At 69.4% G+C, this 13,453-nt stretch carries 12 protein-coding genes; 6 read left to right on the top strand and 6 right to left on the bottom strand.

The window, feature by feature from the left end; translation table 11 throughout:
- The first annotated feature begins 1 nt into the window (after nt 1).
- The 3 genes from rpsG to tuf all read left to right on the top strand — a co-directional run bounded on the left by rpsG (nt 2) and on the right by tuf (nt 3,997).
- Nucleotides 2-472 carry a 30S ribosomal protein S7 gene (gene rpsG / locus AB0G56_RS22375; protein WP_003992340.1) on the top strand — a complete coding sequence of 157 codons (471 nt, stop codon included), beginning with the start codon at nt 2-4 and terminating at the stop codon, nt 470-472.
- A gap of 39 nt (nt 473-511) precedes the next feature.
- On the top strand, nt 512-2,638 hold the full coding sequence (gene fusA / locus AB0G56_RS22380) for an elongation factor G (RefSeq protein ID WP_360971975.1): 2,127 nt from the start codon (nt 512-514) through the stop codon (nt 2,636-2,638).
- A gap of 165 nt (nt 2,639-2,803) precedes the next feature.
- The gene (gene tuf, locus AB0G56_RS22385; protein WP_360971977.1) at nt 2,804-3,997 is read left to right on the top strand and encodes an elongation factor Tu; all 1,194 of its coding nucleotides are present in this window, start codon (nt 2,804-2,806) and stop codon (nt 3,995-3,997) included.
- 254 nt (nt 3,998-4,251) lie between these two features.
- On the opposite strand, the gene AB0G56_RS22390 is transcribed toward tuf, so the two are convergent.
- The 6 genes from AB0G56_RS22390 to AB0G56_RS22415 all read right to left on the bottom strand — a co-directional run bounded on the left by AB0G56_RS22390 (nt 4,252) and on the right by AB0G56_RS22415 (nt 10,476).
- On the bottom strand, nt 4,252-5,625 hold the full coding sequence (locus tag AB0G56_RS22390) for an alpha-lytic protease prodomain-containing protein (RefSeq protein WP_360971979.1): 1,374 nt from the start codon (nt 5,623-5,625) through the stop codon (nt 4,252-4,254).
- 167 nt (nt 5,626-5,792) lie between these two features.
- Nucleotides 5,793-6,761, bottom strand: a complete 969-nt coding sequence (locus tag AB0G56_RS22395) for a LysR family transcriptional regulator (RefSeq protein WP_360971981.1) — start codon at nt 6,759-6,761, stop codon at nt 5,793-5,795.
- A 429-nt stretch (nt 6,762-7,190) separates the two neighbouring features.
- Nucleotides 7,191-8,123 carry a hypothetical protein gene (locus tag AB0G56_RS22400; protein ID WP_360971983.1) on the bottom strand — a complete coding sequence of 311 codons (933 nt, stop codon included), beginning with the start codon at nt 8,121-8,123 and terminating at the stop codon, nt 7,191-7,193.
- The gene (locus AB0G56_RS22405; RefSeq protein WP_360971985.1) at nt 8,120-8,704 is read right to left on the bottom strand and encodes a hypothetical protein; all 585 of its coding nucleotides are present in this window, start codon (nt 8,702-8,704) and stop codon (nt 8,120-8,122) included. Before AB0G56_RS22405 ends, AB0G56_RS22400 begins: the two co-directional genes overlap by 4 nt.
- 97 nt (nt 8,705-8,801) lie before the next feature.
- A complete protein-coding gene (locus AB0G56_RS22410; RefSeq protein WP_360971987.1) occupies nt 8,802-9,773 on the bottom strand; it encodes a helix-turn-helix domain-containing protein in 972 nt (323 codons plus the stop codon).
- Nucleotides 9,774-9,987: 214 nt separating this feature from the next.
- The gene (locus AB0G56_RS22415) at nt 9,988-10,476 is read right to left on the bottom strand and encodes an ATP-binding protein (RefSeq protein WP_360972247.1); all 489 of its coding nucleotides are present in this window, start codon (nt 10,474-10,476) and stop codon (nt 9,988-9,990) included.
- A gap of 146 nt (nt 10,477-10,622) precedes the next feature.
- Here AB0G56_RS22415 and AB0G56_RS22420 point away from each other — a divergent pair, with 146 nt between their 5' ends.
- The 3 genes from AB0G56_RS22420 (at nt 10,623) to gdhA (ending at nt 13,343) form a co-directional block, all read left to right on the top strand.
- On the top strand, nt 10,623-11,507 hold the full coding sequence (locus tag AB0G56_RS22420; RefSeq protein WP_360971989.1) for a helix-turn-helix transcriptional regulator: 885 nt from the start codon (nt 10,623-10,625) through the stop codon (nt 11,505-11,507).
- The gene (locus AB0G56_RS22425; protein WP_360971991.1) at nt 11,504-11,713 is read left to right on the top strand and encodes a DUF397 domain-containing protein; all 210 of its coding nucleotides are present in this window, start codon (nt 11,504-11,506) and stop codon (nt 11,711-11,713) included. Before AB0G56_RS22420 ends, AB0G56_RS22425 begins: the two co-directional genes overlap by 4 nt.
- A gap of 271 nt (nt 11,714-11,984) precedes the next feature.
- Nucleotides 11,985-13,343 carry an NADP-specific glutamate dehydrogenase gene (gene gdhA / locus AB0G56_RS22430; protein ID WP_360971993.1) on the top strand — a complete coding sequence of 453 codons (1,359 nt, stop codon included), beginning with the start codon at nt 11,985-11,987 and terminating at the stop codon, nt 13,341-13,343.
- The last annotated feature ends 110 nt before the right edge of the window (nt 13,344-13,453 follow it).

Below are 13,453 nucleotides of genomic sequence, written 5' to 3' on the forward strand. Positions count from 1 at the left end.
AATGCCTCGTAAGGGCCCCGCCCCGAAGCGCCCGGTCATCATCGACCCGGTCTACGGTTCTCCTCTGGTCACGTCGCTGATCAACAAGGTGCTGCTCAACGGCAAGCGCTCCACCGCCGAGCGCATCGTCTACGGCGCCATGGAGGGTCTGCGTGAGAAGACGGGCAACGACCCGATCATCACGCTGAAGCGCGCGCTGGAGAACATCAAGCCGACCCTCGAGGTCAAGTCCCGCCGTGTCGGTGGTGCGACGTACCAGGTCCCGATCGAGGTCAAGCCCGGTCGCGCCAACACGCTCGCGCTGCGCTGGCTGGTCGGTTACTCCCGCGCCCGTCGCGAGAAGACCATGACCGAGCGTCTGCTCAACGAGCTCCTCGACGCCTCCAACGGCCTCGGTGCCGCTGTGAAGAAGCGCGAGGACACGCACAAGATGGCCGAGTCCAACAAGGCCTTCGCGCACTACCGCTGGTAGTCGCTACCCACATCGAGACCGAGAGAAGACTGAAGCCTTATGGCTACCACTTCACTTGACCTGGCCAAGGTCCGCAACATCGGGATCATGGCCCACATCGACGCGGGCAAGACGACCACCACCGAGCGGATCCTGTTCTACACCGGCGTTTCGTACAAGATCGGTGAGGTCCACGACGGCGCTGCCACCATGGACTGGATGGAGCAGGAGCAGGAGCGTGGCATCACGATCACGTCTGCTGCGACCACCTGTCACTGGCCGCTCGAGGACAACGACTACACCATCAACATCATCGACACCCCGGGGCACGTCGACTTCACCGTCGAGGTGGAGCGCTCCCTGCGTGTGCTCGACGGTGCCGTGACGGTGTTCGACGGTGTCGCCGGTGTCGAGCCGCAGTCCGAGACGGTGTGGCGTCAGGCCGACCGTTACGGCGTGCCGCGCATCTGCTTCGTGAACAAGCTGGACCGCACCGGTGCCGAGTTCCACCGCTGCGTCGACATGATCAGCGACCGCCTGGGTGCGCAGCCGCTGGTCATGCAGCTGCCGATCGGTGCCGAGGCCGACTTCAAGGGCGTTGTGGACCTGGTCCGCATGAAGGCGCTCGTGTGGTCCGCCGAGGCGGCCAAGGGCGAGATGTACGACGTCGTCGACATCCCGGACACGCACACCGAGGCCGCCGCCGAGTGGCGCGGCAAGCTGGTCGAGGCCGTCGCCGAGAACGACGAAGAGCTGATGGAGCTGTACCTGGAGGGCCAGGAGCCCACCGAGGAGCAGCTGTACGCCGCGATCCGTCGCATCACCATCGCGTCCGGCAAGTCCAGCGAGACCACGGTCACCCCGGTCTTCTGCGGCACCGCGTTCAAGAACAAGGGCGTCCAGCCCCTGCTCGACGCGGTCGTGCGCTACCTGCCGACCCCGCTCGACGTCGAGGCCATCGAGGGCCACGACGTCAAGGACCCCGAGGTCGTCGTCAAGCGCAAGCCGTCGGAGGACGAGCCGCTGGCCGCCCTCGCGTTCAAGATCATGAGCGACCCGCACCTCGGCAAGCTCACCTTCGTCCGCGTGTACTCCGGCCGTCTGGAGTCCGGCACCGCCGTGCTGAACTCCGTCAAGGGCCGCAAGGAGCGCATCGGCAAGATCTACCGCATGCACGCCAACAAGCGTGAGGAGATCGACGCGGTGGGCGCCGGCGACATCGTCGCCGTCATGGGCCTGAAGCAGACCACCACCGGTGAGACGCTCGCGGACGAGAAGAACCCGGTCATCCTGGAGTCCATGGACTTCCCGGCGCCGGTCATCGAGGTCGCGATCGAGCCCAAGTCCAAGGGTGACCAGGAGAAGCTGGGTGTCGCCATCCAGCGTCTCGCGGAGGAGGACCCCTCCTTCCAGGTGCACACCAACGAGGAGACCGGCCAGACCGTCATCGGCGGTATGGGCGAGCTTCACCTCGAGGTCCTCGTCGACCGCATGAAGCGCGAGTTCAAGGTCGAGGCCAACGTCGGCAAGCCGCAGGTCGCGTACCGTGAGACGATCCGCAAGGCCGTCGAGCGCGTGGACTACACCCACAAGAAGCAGACCGGTGGCACCGGTCAGTTCGCCAAGGTGCAGATCGCGATCGAGCCCATCGAGGGCGGCGACACCTCGTACGAGTTCGTCAACAAGGTCACCGGTGGCCGCATCCCGAAGGAGTACATCCCCTCGGTCGACGCCGGTGCGCAGGAGGCCATGCAGTTCGGCATCCTCGCGGGCTACGAGATGACGGGCGTGCGCGTCATCCTCATCGACGGTGGCTACCACGAGGTCGACTCCTCCGAGCTGGCGTTCAAGATCGCCGGTTCGCAGGCCTTCAAGGAGGCCGCGCGCAAGGCCAGCCCCGTGCTGCTCGAGCCGATGATGGCCGTCGAGGTCACCACGCCCGAGGACTACATGGGTGAGGTCATCGGCGACATCAACTCCCGCCGTGGCCAGATCCAGGCCATGGAGGAGCGGGCGGGTGCCCGTGTCGTGAAGGGCCTCGTGCCCCTCTCGGAGATGTTCGGCTACGTCGGAGACCTCCGCAGCAAGACGTCGGGTCGCGCGAGCTACTCGATGCAGTTCGACTCCTACGCCGAGGTTCCCCGGAACGTCGCCGAGGAGATCATCGCGAAGGCCAAGGGCGAGTAACTCTCCAGAGTTCCAGCCCGTAGGCTTGACTCCGGAGCCTCGTGGGGCATTCCGCCTCTTCCGCAGCGAAGCGGGAGGAGTGCCCCCGGGATCCGGGCCATCCAGCAAAGATCACCTGGCGCCGATGAAGTAAGGCGTACAGAACCACTCCACAGGAGGAACCCAGTGGCGAAGGCGAAGTTCGAGCGGACTAAGCCGCACGTCAACATCGGCACCATCGGTCACATCGACCACGGTAAGACGACCCTCACGGCCGCCATTACCAAGGTGCTGCACGACAAGTACCCGGACCTGAACGAGGCCTCGGCCTTCGACCAGATCGACAAGGCTCCTGAGGAGCGTCAGCGCGGTATCACCATCTCCATCGCGCACGTCGAGTACCAGACGGAGGCGCGTCACTACGCCCACGTCGACTGCCCGGGTCACGCGGACTACATCAAGAACATGATCACCGGTGCCGCGCAGATGGACGGCGCGATCCTCGTGGTCGCCGCCACCGACGGCCCGATGCCGCAGACCAAGGAGCACGTGCTCCTGGCCCGCCAGGTCGGCGTTCCGTACATCGTCGTCGCCCTGAACAAGGCCGACATGGTGGACGACGAGGAGATCCTGGAGCTCGTCGAGCTCGAGGTGCGTGAGCTCCTCTCCGAGTACGAGTTCCCGGGCGACGAGGTTCCGGTCGTCAAGGTCTCGGCGCTCAAGGCGCTCGAGGGCGACGCCAAGTGGGGCGAGTCGGTCCTGGAGCTCATGGCCGCCGTCGACAGCGCGATCCCGGAGCCGGAGCGCGACGTCGACAAGCCGTTCCTCATGCCGATCGAGGACGTCTTCACGATCACCGGTCGCGGTACGGTCGTCACCGGCCGTATCGAGCGTGGTGTCCTGAAGGTCAACGAGACCGTCGACATCATCGGCATCAAGACCGAGAAGACCACCACCACGGTCACCGGCATCGAGATGTTCCGCAAGCTGCTCGACGAGGGCCAGGCCGGTGAGAACGTCGGTCTGCTCCTCCGTGGCATCAAGCGCGAGGACGTCGAGCGCGGCCAGGTCATCATCAAGCCGGGTTCGGTCACCCCGCACACCGAGTTCGAGGCGCAGGCGTACATCCTGTCCAAGGACGAGGGCGGCCGCCACACGCCGTTCTTCAACAACTACCGCCCGCAGTTCTACTTCCGTACGACGGACGTGACCGGCGTGGTGACCCTCCCCGAGGGCACCGAGATGGTCATGCCGGGTGACAACACCGAGATGACGGTGGAGCTCATCCAGCCCGTCGCCATGGAAGAGGGCCTGAAGTTCGCCATCCGCGAGGGTGGCCGCACCGTGGGCGCCGGCCAGGTCACCAAGATCAACAAGTGACCCAGGTCCGTGGCACCAGCGCACTGACGTGAGCTGAGCTACCAGAAGGGCCCGTACGACTTCGGTCGTACGGGCCCTTCTGCTTGTCCGGGGTTGCTTGTCCGGGGCGGCGCGCGGTTACGGTCCCGCGCCCGTGCCGCGCCCACGCAAGCGGGCCCGGGGCGCCCTGGGTGGGTGCCTCGGGCCCGCTTCCGCCCCCCCCCGGGCGGACAGTGGCCGTGGTTGTCAGTGGGGCAGGGGAGCCGGGGTCGGGCTCAGGCCTGTGCCCAGAGGGCCGGGACGTTCGGGGGCTCCCAGCCGGGCTGGGCCTGGTGGCCCTGGAGGCAGCGGTAGGTGGTGCCGCCGTAGGTGACCGTGTCGCCGGGCTGGTAGACGGTGCCGGCCGCCCACGTGCCGCCCGGGTTGCCGGGGCCGGGGCCCGGGTCGTCGCCGGTGGTCTTCAGGGTGAGGCCGTAGTTCGCCAGGATCGGGTTGATCGGCTGGAAGTAGGTCGTCCCGCCACTCGTGCAGTCGCCCGAACCACCCGAGGTGACCCCCTGCGCCTGGCTGCCGGAGATGAAGGAGCCGCCGGAGTCACCCGGTTCGGCGCACACCGACGTGCGGGTGACACCGGAGACGGTGCCCTCCTGGTACGTCACGCTCGTGTTCAGCTGCTGGACGGTGCCGCAGTGCCACCCGGTCGTCGAGCCCGAGCGGCACACCGAGGAGCCGACCGTCGCCACGGTGGAGCCGGTGACCTGGAGGTTCTGGCCGTTCTGGTTGACGTAGGGGGTCGCGGTCCAACTGGAGTCGGTGGCCACCCACGACATGTCGTTGCCAGGGAAGATCGAGGCCTGGAACGTGCCCTGCGCGACCTGGTTGGCGCCGGTGGTGGTGGAGCCGGCCTGTCCGCAGTGGCCGGCCGAGGCGAAGCCCTGCTGGGTGCCGCGGGTGACCGGGAAACCGATCGAACACCGGGTGTTGCCGTTGATGTAGTACGCGTCACCGCCCCGCAGGTCGTACAGCGGACGGGGCCGTTCGGCGGACTTCACCACCTTGGCGAGCGACCGGTCCACGCCGGCGGCCGACAGCAGCTCGCGCGCCGCGTCGGGCCGTAAGGCCTGGACGACCACCGTGTTCGTGCGTACGTCGACGTACCACACGGGTGTGTCGGTGGTGTCCCGGTGCGTGGCGGCACGGTCCAGGCGGGCCTTGGCCGACTCCAGCGCGGCGAGGGAGTGGCGTACGACGACGGCTTCGGCGCCCCGCGCCCTGATCGCCGCGGTGTCGGCGGCGTCGGTCGTGGCCACGCTCAGCCTGGCGGAGTCCGCGCCGTGCACCCACGCGCCCGCGAAGTCCGCGCCGAGCGAGACCCGCAGCCGGCCCGCGGTGGCACCGGCCTCGGCCTCGTTCGCCAGCCGGTGCTCCGCCTGCTGCCGGTCGATGCCCAGGTCGCGCTGCATGGCGTGCAGGACGGCGGCGGAGGCGTCGGCGGTGTGCAGGGTCCGCGCGGCCGACGGCGCCGAGGCCCTCGCCTGCGCGGTGGGGGCGGCCGCCTCGGCGCCGGCCTGTCCGCTGAGCCCGGTCAGGACCAGCGCGCCCGTGGCCACCACCGCCGCGCAGGCGGCTCTCGTCTGTCTGTGGAGCATGGGGGATCTCCTCGGTCTCGGTGGGGGGTGCCGAAACCGTAGGGAGGGTCGACCGGACGGCGTAAGACGTCGGTTGACCCCCTTGCCCGGTGTTATGGAACGGGGCCGTCCGAGCACGGGCGCCCTTCTCGGTGCTTGTGTGGCCCCGTGCGTACGGCGTGCCGCGGTCACGCCGGCGTTCCGCTCGGTCTGCCGCCGCCGGCGAGCCAGTCGGCGTAGCTGTCGCTGCGGGCGGCCACGGCCGCGTGCGCGCGGCGGGCCTGGGCCAGGACGGTGCCCGCGGTGTCGGCGCGCTGGGTCGCCGGGTGCCAGCCCAGCAGGTGCCGCCACGACAGCGGAGTGCCGGCCAGCGGCCGGGTGGTGATGCCGGGGGTGGTCGGGAAGGTGGCCCGGCACAGGCCCACCGCCCGGCCCACCTGGACCAGGTGCACACAGGAGGCGATGTCCGTCTCGTACATCCGCCCGGGTGCGAACCCCGCGCGGGCGCAGGCCGCCGTGAAACAGTCGGCGAAACACCCGTCGCCCGGCACGCAGGCCCACTCCTCGTCCGCCAGTTTGGCCAGTTCGACCTCCATGGTCCGGGCGAGCGGGTGGTCGTCGGCGAGCATGACGAAGACCGGGTCGACGGCGAACTCCTCCCACGTCAGGTGTTCGGTGCCGGGTGGCGCGGCGGTGCCGCAGGCGCCGGTGACGGCGTAGTCGAGGCGGCCGTCGGCGAGCAGGGTGGCGAGTTCGCGCTCCGACCAGGAGGCCTGCGTCGACACGTGGACGTCGGGCACGGTCGCGGCCAGCAGGTCCACCAGAGCGCCCAGCAACGGTCCGTGGGTGCCGCCCAGCCGCAGCCGCTCGGCCTCCCGGCCGCTTTGGGCACGGGCGAAGCGGACGGCCTCCTGCTGGAGTTCGGTCACGGCGGGCAGCACGATCCGTGCGCGCTCCAGCACCAGCTCGCCCAGTGCGGTGGCCCGTACGCCGTGCCGCCCGCGTTCGAACAGCTCCCCGCCCAAGGCCCGTTCGATGCGCCTGAGCTGGGCGCTCAGCGCGGGCTGAGCGAGCCCCAGGACCGTTGCCGCCCTGGTGAGACTTCCCGCTTCGGCTATCGCCCGGACCGTCTTGAGATGCCGCAACTCCAGCTCCATGGGGGGAGCTTGCTGCGCGGGCGGCGGAGGGGCAAGGGGTTGGTCCGGACCACTGGAAGCACCGGCGGCGCACATGGGCGAGGCGCTGCGGCGGCCCGCGTGGGAGGGTGTGTCATGTCTGTGTACGCCCGCCGCAGGCCGTCGGTGGAGGGGGCCTGGCCGCGGTGCCGACACTGCCTGCCGGTTCCATGGCGCACGGCGGACTCGGGGTGGAAGCGGCACGTCAACGCGAGCGCGCGCCGCGCTTCCCGGTCCCGTCGGCGGGCTCACACTGCGGCGTGGCAGGAAGGGCGCGATACGGTCGGCGCCCGTGACCGCACAACTTCGGCGAGCAGTTCATCTGCATGCTGGCTGTCGCGGCCAGCATCGAAGGGAGCCAACGGGCCCGCGACCGGGTCGGAATCCGCGTGGGTCACGGACAGCCGGTGTTCAGGGATCCAACGGAAGCAACGCTTGTTCCGCGGCCGGTCCCAGGTAGGTGTACTCGGTTGTCCGCGCGATACCGACGGAATCCAAGCGCTGACGGAACCGGACCCGGAAATGGACGTTGTCCCCCAGCCCGGGGCGCATACGGAGCAACTCCTCGGGTGTTTCGAAGTGGACGTCGTAGGCAGGCGCGTTCTTCGCTGTGCCTGTCTTGACCTTCACCCATCCACTCTCGCGCAGTTCCGTGATGCGTCCGGAGATGGTGATCTCCTGGTCGCGGGGCCTGGTGTCGCGAAGGCGTGCGACGTAGTGGCGACCGCGTTCGGTCAGCCGGGCGCTGCGCATGCCGCCGGCAGCGTCGTACCAGGCCACTCCTAGATCAAGCCCGTACTTGTCCAGCGCCCGCGCGACCGCGTCCACGGCATCGAAGAGTCGCACCCATTCACGGACGTCCTGTTCGCCTTCCAACGCGTCCAGGAGCTTGGTGAAGGCGTGCATGCCGATGCTCGTCGCGGAGGTAGCGGGGGTGTCCAGGGTCGCCTGGTCCAGCGAACCGGACACAGTGACGGGGCGGGCGTGAATCACGGTGCTGCCCGCTGAGACGCCCGTCAGTTCCAACTGAATGGGAGTTCCCGCTGCCACGGAGACGGCCTTCTCCACGGGGTCGAGAAGGGCGTCGCCCCACTGGAAGCGCAGTGCGCCGCCCTCGGTGTCCGGGCCGGTGAGCCGAAGCCGGAGTTCTTCGTCGAGGCGGGCGTTCGGCTCGTATTCACGTGCCACAGCGAGGCGGCTCGCTCGGTGATCGGCCTCGATCGCGTCGTCGTCGCGTACCTCGGTGCCCATTGCCTCCAGCAGGCGTTCCGCGTGCTCTGCGGCCGCGGGGTCGTCTCCCAGAAGCGCACGCCTGCGCTCACGCCAGCTGTCGCCGCTGGTCACAGTCGCACCTCCAGGTATCCACGCGCGGGGACGGCGCTCTCTTCCGACGGGGAACGGTCAGCGTGCCCAGGCAACCGACAGCGCTGCCACCAGTCGTCCCACACGCCCCGTTCCGTAAAGTATGTCCGTTCCTCGGGGGTCATGCGGTCAGGTCGGAAGACGTCGATGACAGGGCGGTAGCCGACCCTCAGCGGTGAGACGCCGTATCTTTCCTTCACGCTGTCCCTGCTCTTGAAAGCGGTGGTGAGCCACTTGGAGCCGGGCTTGCCGCGTACCGCGTGCTCGGCTCTGGTGTCGATCAGCAGAGTCGCGTCGATGTTCTGTGGGTCAAGTTTTGCGCTGACGTAGCTCCCTCCCAGCCACAGCCTGTGGACATGGACGAGATCACCGAGGTCGTCGGCGTATCTGTCCTCAAGGATGAAGAAGTTGTTCAAGTAGTCGTGCAACCCGTCCCACAGCTGCTCACGGGTGCCGGAGTCACGGAACTCTGGCGCGCTGACCGGCATGGACTCTGCCTCGGCGAAGGAGACCGAGTACCGTCCCAGCGGGAGGAATCCGTTAGCGGCGAAGGAAGGCAACACGCGCTGTGCGCCCTATCGATGCGGTGGGCGTCCAAGGGAGGTCAGGGCGTGCCGTGCGACTCATCTTGCCGCCACGAAGACCGTTGCGGTGGGGGTTTCAACGACTTGGCCCGGCGCCGCTGCGGACGGCGGCTGTCGCACGGCAGTCGCGGCAGCGGGCTTCGGGCTCCGCCGTGCGGATGGCGCGGTCGCAGCCGTCGCAGTTGCGGAGTGGGTGCCGCTCGGACGGCGGGGTGGCCGGGGCACGCACCGGGGGCGGGGGCGGAAGCTGAGCAGTGAGGCGATGGGCTAGGAGGGCGGCCGGGCGGCGTACGCCTTCGGGTGGCAGGTCGGCGGTCAGGGCACGGCGTACGGCGGCCGGGGGCACCTCGTACTGCAACCAGGCGGCGACGCCGGGGGCGAGGTCGGCGGTGTCGCAGGCGGAGAGGAGGAGGCGGGGGTCCTCGCGGTGCAGCGTGGCGAGGAGATCGGCGGCCTGCTGGAGGAGTGCGGGGGAGGCGTACGCCGGCTGGGGTACGGATGGGAGCGGCTGCCGCTGCTTGCGGGGTTCGCGGGGTTCGCCGTGCCCTGCCGGGGGCTCTGCGGGAGCCGTCGGCAGGTCGCCGGAGGCGGCGCGCGGGGCGGGGGTGGGGACGGAGGCGTGGCCGCGGTGTGCCGCTGAGTGCGGCTGGTTGCAGCTGATGGTGCGGGTGATGATGCGGCCGGTGGGGGTGTGTTCGCGGACGCGGCGGAGGTAGCCGTGGGCCTCCAGTTCGCGCAGGCCGGCGGCGATGCGGGTGCGGCCCTCGGGGAAGCGGTCGGCGAGGGTCTTGATGTCCACGGGGGCGTGGGCCGGCAGCGACTGGATGTGGACCGCCAGGGCGATGGCTACCAGGGACAGCTCGGGGTGCTGGGCGAGGTGGTTGCCGATCACCGTGAAGCGGGTGGTGTGGCGTGTGTTGTCGTGCGTGACGCCGTAGGTGTGCCTGCCGGGGCGGGTGCGTGTGCGTGTATTCGCCCGGGAGGGGGGTTCGTTGGCGGCAACGGCTGACTGGGCGTGCGGGGGCACGCTAGGGTTCTCGGTACCCATCGGGAAGGGCTCACTTCCTCGGTGGCCAGGCCCTCGATCGGGATCGCTAGTCCCGGCCGGGGGCCGACGCATGTGTGCGGTTGTTTGCGCTGAGAGTAGGGCAGTCGAGGGACCCGAAATCCAGCTGAGCCGGTGATGTTCACCCGCCCGAGTGAGTGCGGACCACGGGCGGGAGGGGTGGGGCTTGGTGGGGTTCTTTCTCCCCGGACTTCTTTCAGTGGTTACGGCCTTCGGGTCCGGAACCCGTGGGTGCGGGCTCCGGCGGTGAGCAGCGCAGTTCGGCCCATACGGTCTTGCGCGGGAACCGGTCCTCGGCGACGCCCCAGCGGTCCGCGAGCGCCTCCACGAGGAGCAGACCGCGCCCCGACTCGGCGTCGTCGGCAGGTTGCTGCAGGGCGGGGAGGTGGTCACCGCGTGTGTCGGTGACCTCGATGCGGAGCGTGCCGCCGATCACGTAGAGCGTCAGCCGGAAGTCACGTCCGGGGACGCGGCCGTGCGTCGCGGCGTTGGCCGCCAGCTCGGCCACGATGTGGCTCGCGCTGTCGGTGGGCAGTTCCCAGCGGCGTAGCTGCGCCTCCGTGAGCAGCCGGGCCAGGCGGGCTCCGCGCCGGGTGGAGGACAGCAGCACGGTGAAGGCGGGGACCTGGGCGGCCGTTTGGGTCGGTGTCTCGGGTACGGCGATTTCCTGGTTCACATCACTCAGCGTGGCCGGATCCGCTTAACGTAAGGGGTGATCGAATGGTCGCGTACCGTGACTGTCGGCGTGTTGTCCGGTGCTGTCCGGGCTGTCGGTGTCGTTGCTCCGGGTAGGGCGTCGCGGTACGACGCGGGACTACGGAGGGGTGCGGCATGTCGGTGGACGGCGAGGCGGTACGGGCCAGGGCCGAGGCGGGCGAGGCGGACGAGCCGGGGTGGGAGGTGGACCCGGACGACGAGTGGGGCGTGGCCGTCATCACCACCGTGGGGCGGCAGTTGAAGCTGCGGCGGGAGGCGGCGGGGCTGCGGGCCGCCGAGTTCGGGAAGGCGGTGGGGTACGGGGAGGACCTGGTCTACAAGGTCGAGGGCGGCAAGAGGATTCCCCGGCGGGACTACCTCATCATGTCCGACCAGGTGTTGAACGCCGGTGGACTCATCGTGGCGATGTGGGAGGACGTGAAGCGGGTTCGGTACCCGAAGAAGGTTCGGGAGCTGGCCAAGTTGGAGGCGCAGGCGGTAGAGATCGCCATCTACGAGAGCAACGGCATCAACGGCCTCTTGCAGACCGCTGACCATGCGAAGGCTTTGTTCGAGGCTATGCAGCCCCCGTACTCTCCGGACGAGGTCGAGCGGATGGTGGCCGCGCGCGTGGCCCGCGCATCGGTCTTCGAGCGCTCACCCGCTCCTGCGCTCAGTTTCGTTCTGGAAGAGGCGGCCCTGCGGCGCCCGATCGGGGGCAGAATGGTGTGGCGCCAACAGCTCGGACGCCTGTTGGAGGTGGGGCGGCTGCACAACGTCGTGCTTCAGGTGATGCCGTTGGACTGCGAGACGCACTCCGGCATGGACGGGAGGATCGAACTCCTGAAGTTCACTGACGGTTCGGCGGTGGGCCGCTCCGATGGCGCGTTCAACAGCCGACCGACTTCGGAGCCCAAACACCTACGCATCCTTGAGCTGCGGTATGGCACCATCCGGGCTCAGGCGCTCTCGCCACGGGAGTCGCTGGTCTTCATCGAGCAACTGCTGGGAGAAACATGATCCGCAAGCCCACTGCCGGGGACGCCTCCGAGCTGGCGTGGTTCAAGAGCAGCTACAGCAGCGGTAACGACGGCAACTCCTGCGTCGAGCTTGCCCTCACCCCCGGCACCGTGCACGTCCGCGACTCCAAGCACGTCGAGGGTCCTCGGCTGGCGCTCACACCCGGCGCTTGGGCGGACTTCGTGACGTACGCCTCGGAAGGCTGACACCTCGTCGGGAACGCGCCCCGCACCTGGCTCTTGCCGGGAGCGGGGCACGTAGGTGTGTGGCTCGGACGGAAGTACCGGGCGCGACGCGCGTCCCAGGAGCATGTATCTCAAGTAGTGGACGACCGGTGTTCGATCACTGGTCAGTACATTCACCTCGGGGTAACACTGGAGCGTCCTGCGCGCGGCAACGGCGCCGAGCGCTCAGCAAGCTCATCGATGCTCACCACCGGTCCCGTACCGGTGACAGCCGTGCCAGAAGGGGACACCCGTGACGACCCGACCGGACAGTCAGACCCAGCTCGACACCCTCCGCAACGAGATCGAGCGGCGCAACCCGGCCCAGCCGGAGTTCCACCAGGCCGTGCACGAGGTGCTGGACACCCTGGCGCCGGTGCTGGCGTCGCGGCCGGAGTACGCCGAGCCCGGGCTGGTCGAGCGGCTGTGCGAGCCGGAGCGGCAGGTGATCTTCCGGGTGCCGTGGCAGGACGACCAGGGGCGGGTGCACGTCAACCGCGGGTTCCGGGTGGAGTTCAACAGCGCGCTCGGCCCGTACAAGGGGGGTCTGCGCTTCCACCCCTCCGTCAACCTCGGCATCATCAAGTTCCTCGGCTTCGAGCAGATCTTCAAGAACGCGCTGACCGGGCTCGGCATCGGCGGCGGCAAGGGCGGCAGCGACTTCGACCCGCACGGCCGCAGCGACGCGGAGGTCATGCGCTTCTGCCAGTCGTTCATGACGGAGCTGTACCGGCACATCGGTGAGCACACCGACGTGCCCGCCGGGGACATCGGCGTGGGCGGCCGGGAGATCGGCTACCTCTTCGGCCAGTACCGGCGCATCACCAACCGGTGGGAGGCCGGGGTACTCACCGGCAAGGGCCCCACCTGGGGCGGGTCGGCGATCCGGCCCGAGGCCACCGGGTACGGGAACGTGCTGTTCGCGGAGGCCATGCTGCGCGAGCGAGGCGAGGACCTGGAGGGGCAGGCGGCCGTCGTCTCCGGCTCCGGGAACGTCGCCATCTACACCGTCGAGAAGCTGCTCGCCCTCGGAGCGAACCCGCTGACCTGCTCGGACTCCAGCGGGTACATCGTCGACGAGAAGGGCATCGACCTGGATCTGCTCAAGCAGGTCAAGGAGGTCGAGCGCGGGCGGATCAGCGAGTACGCCGAGCGCCGGGGGGCCTCCGCGCGGTTCGTGCCCGGCGGCCGGGTGTGGGAGGTGCCGGCCGATGTCGCGCTGCCGTCGGCCACCCAGAACGAGCTGGACGAGAACGACGCCGCCACGCTCGTCCGCAACGGGGTGAAGGCCGTGTCCGAGGGCGCCAACATGCCGACCACGCCGGAGGCCGTGCACCTGCTCCAGCGCGCCGGGGTCGCCTTCGGGCCCGGCAAGGCCGCCAACGCGGGCGGGGTCGCGGTCAGCGCCCTGGAGATGGCGCAGAACCACGCCCGTACGGCGTGGTCGCCGGCCCGGGTCGAGGAGGAACTGGCGCGCATCATGAGCGACATCCACACCACCTGCCACGAGACCGCGGAGCGCTACGGCGCCCCCGGCGACTACGTGACCGGCGCGAACATCGCCGGGTTCGAGCGGGTTGCCGACTCCATGCTCGCCCAGGGCGTCATCTGACGGAAGCCGCCCTGAGCGTCATCTGAACGACCTGCCACGGGGCCATCCCCGGGTACGCCCGCGCCCCGCTCCGGAAGACGTGCCTTCCGGAGCGGGGCGCGGGCGTGTGC

Origin of the sequence: Streptomyces sp. NPDC021356 (assembly GCF_040641015.1) — a bacterium.
Taxonomy (GTDB): domain Bacteria; phylum Actinomycetota; class Actinomycetes; order Streptomycetales; family Streptomycetaceae; genus Streptomyces.

Bases quoted from the DNA above. Each gene is read 5' to 3' on its own strand.
- rpsG (WP_003992340.1), top strand. From the start codon at position 2: ATGCCTCGTAAGGGCCCCGCCCCGAAGCGCCCGGTCATCATCGACCCG.
- fusA (WP_360971975.1), top strand. From the start codon at position 512: ATGGCTACCACTTCACTTGACCTGGCCAAGGTCCGCAACATCGGGATC.
- AB0G56_RS22390 (WP_360971979.1), bottom strand. From the start codon at position 5,625: ATGCTCCACAGACAGACGAGAGCCGCCTGCGCGGCGGTGGTGGCCACG.
- AB0G56_RS22395 (WP_360971981.1), bottom strand. From the start codon at position 6,761: ATGGAGCTGGAGTTGCGGCATCTCAAGACGGTCCGGGCGATAGCCGAA.
- AB0G56_RS22410 (WP_360971987.1), bottom strand. From the start codon at position 9,773: ATGGGTACCGAGAACCCTAGCGTGCCCCCGCACGCCCAGTCAGCCGTT.
- AB0G56_RS22420 (WP_360971989.1), top strand. From the start codon at position 10,623: ATGTCGGTGGACGGCGAGGCGGTACGGGCCAGGGCCGAGGCGGGCGAG.
- AB0G56_RS22425 (WP_360971991.1), top strand. From the start codon at position 11,504: ATGATCCGCAAGCCCACTGCCGGGGACGCCTCCGAGCTGGCGTGGTTC.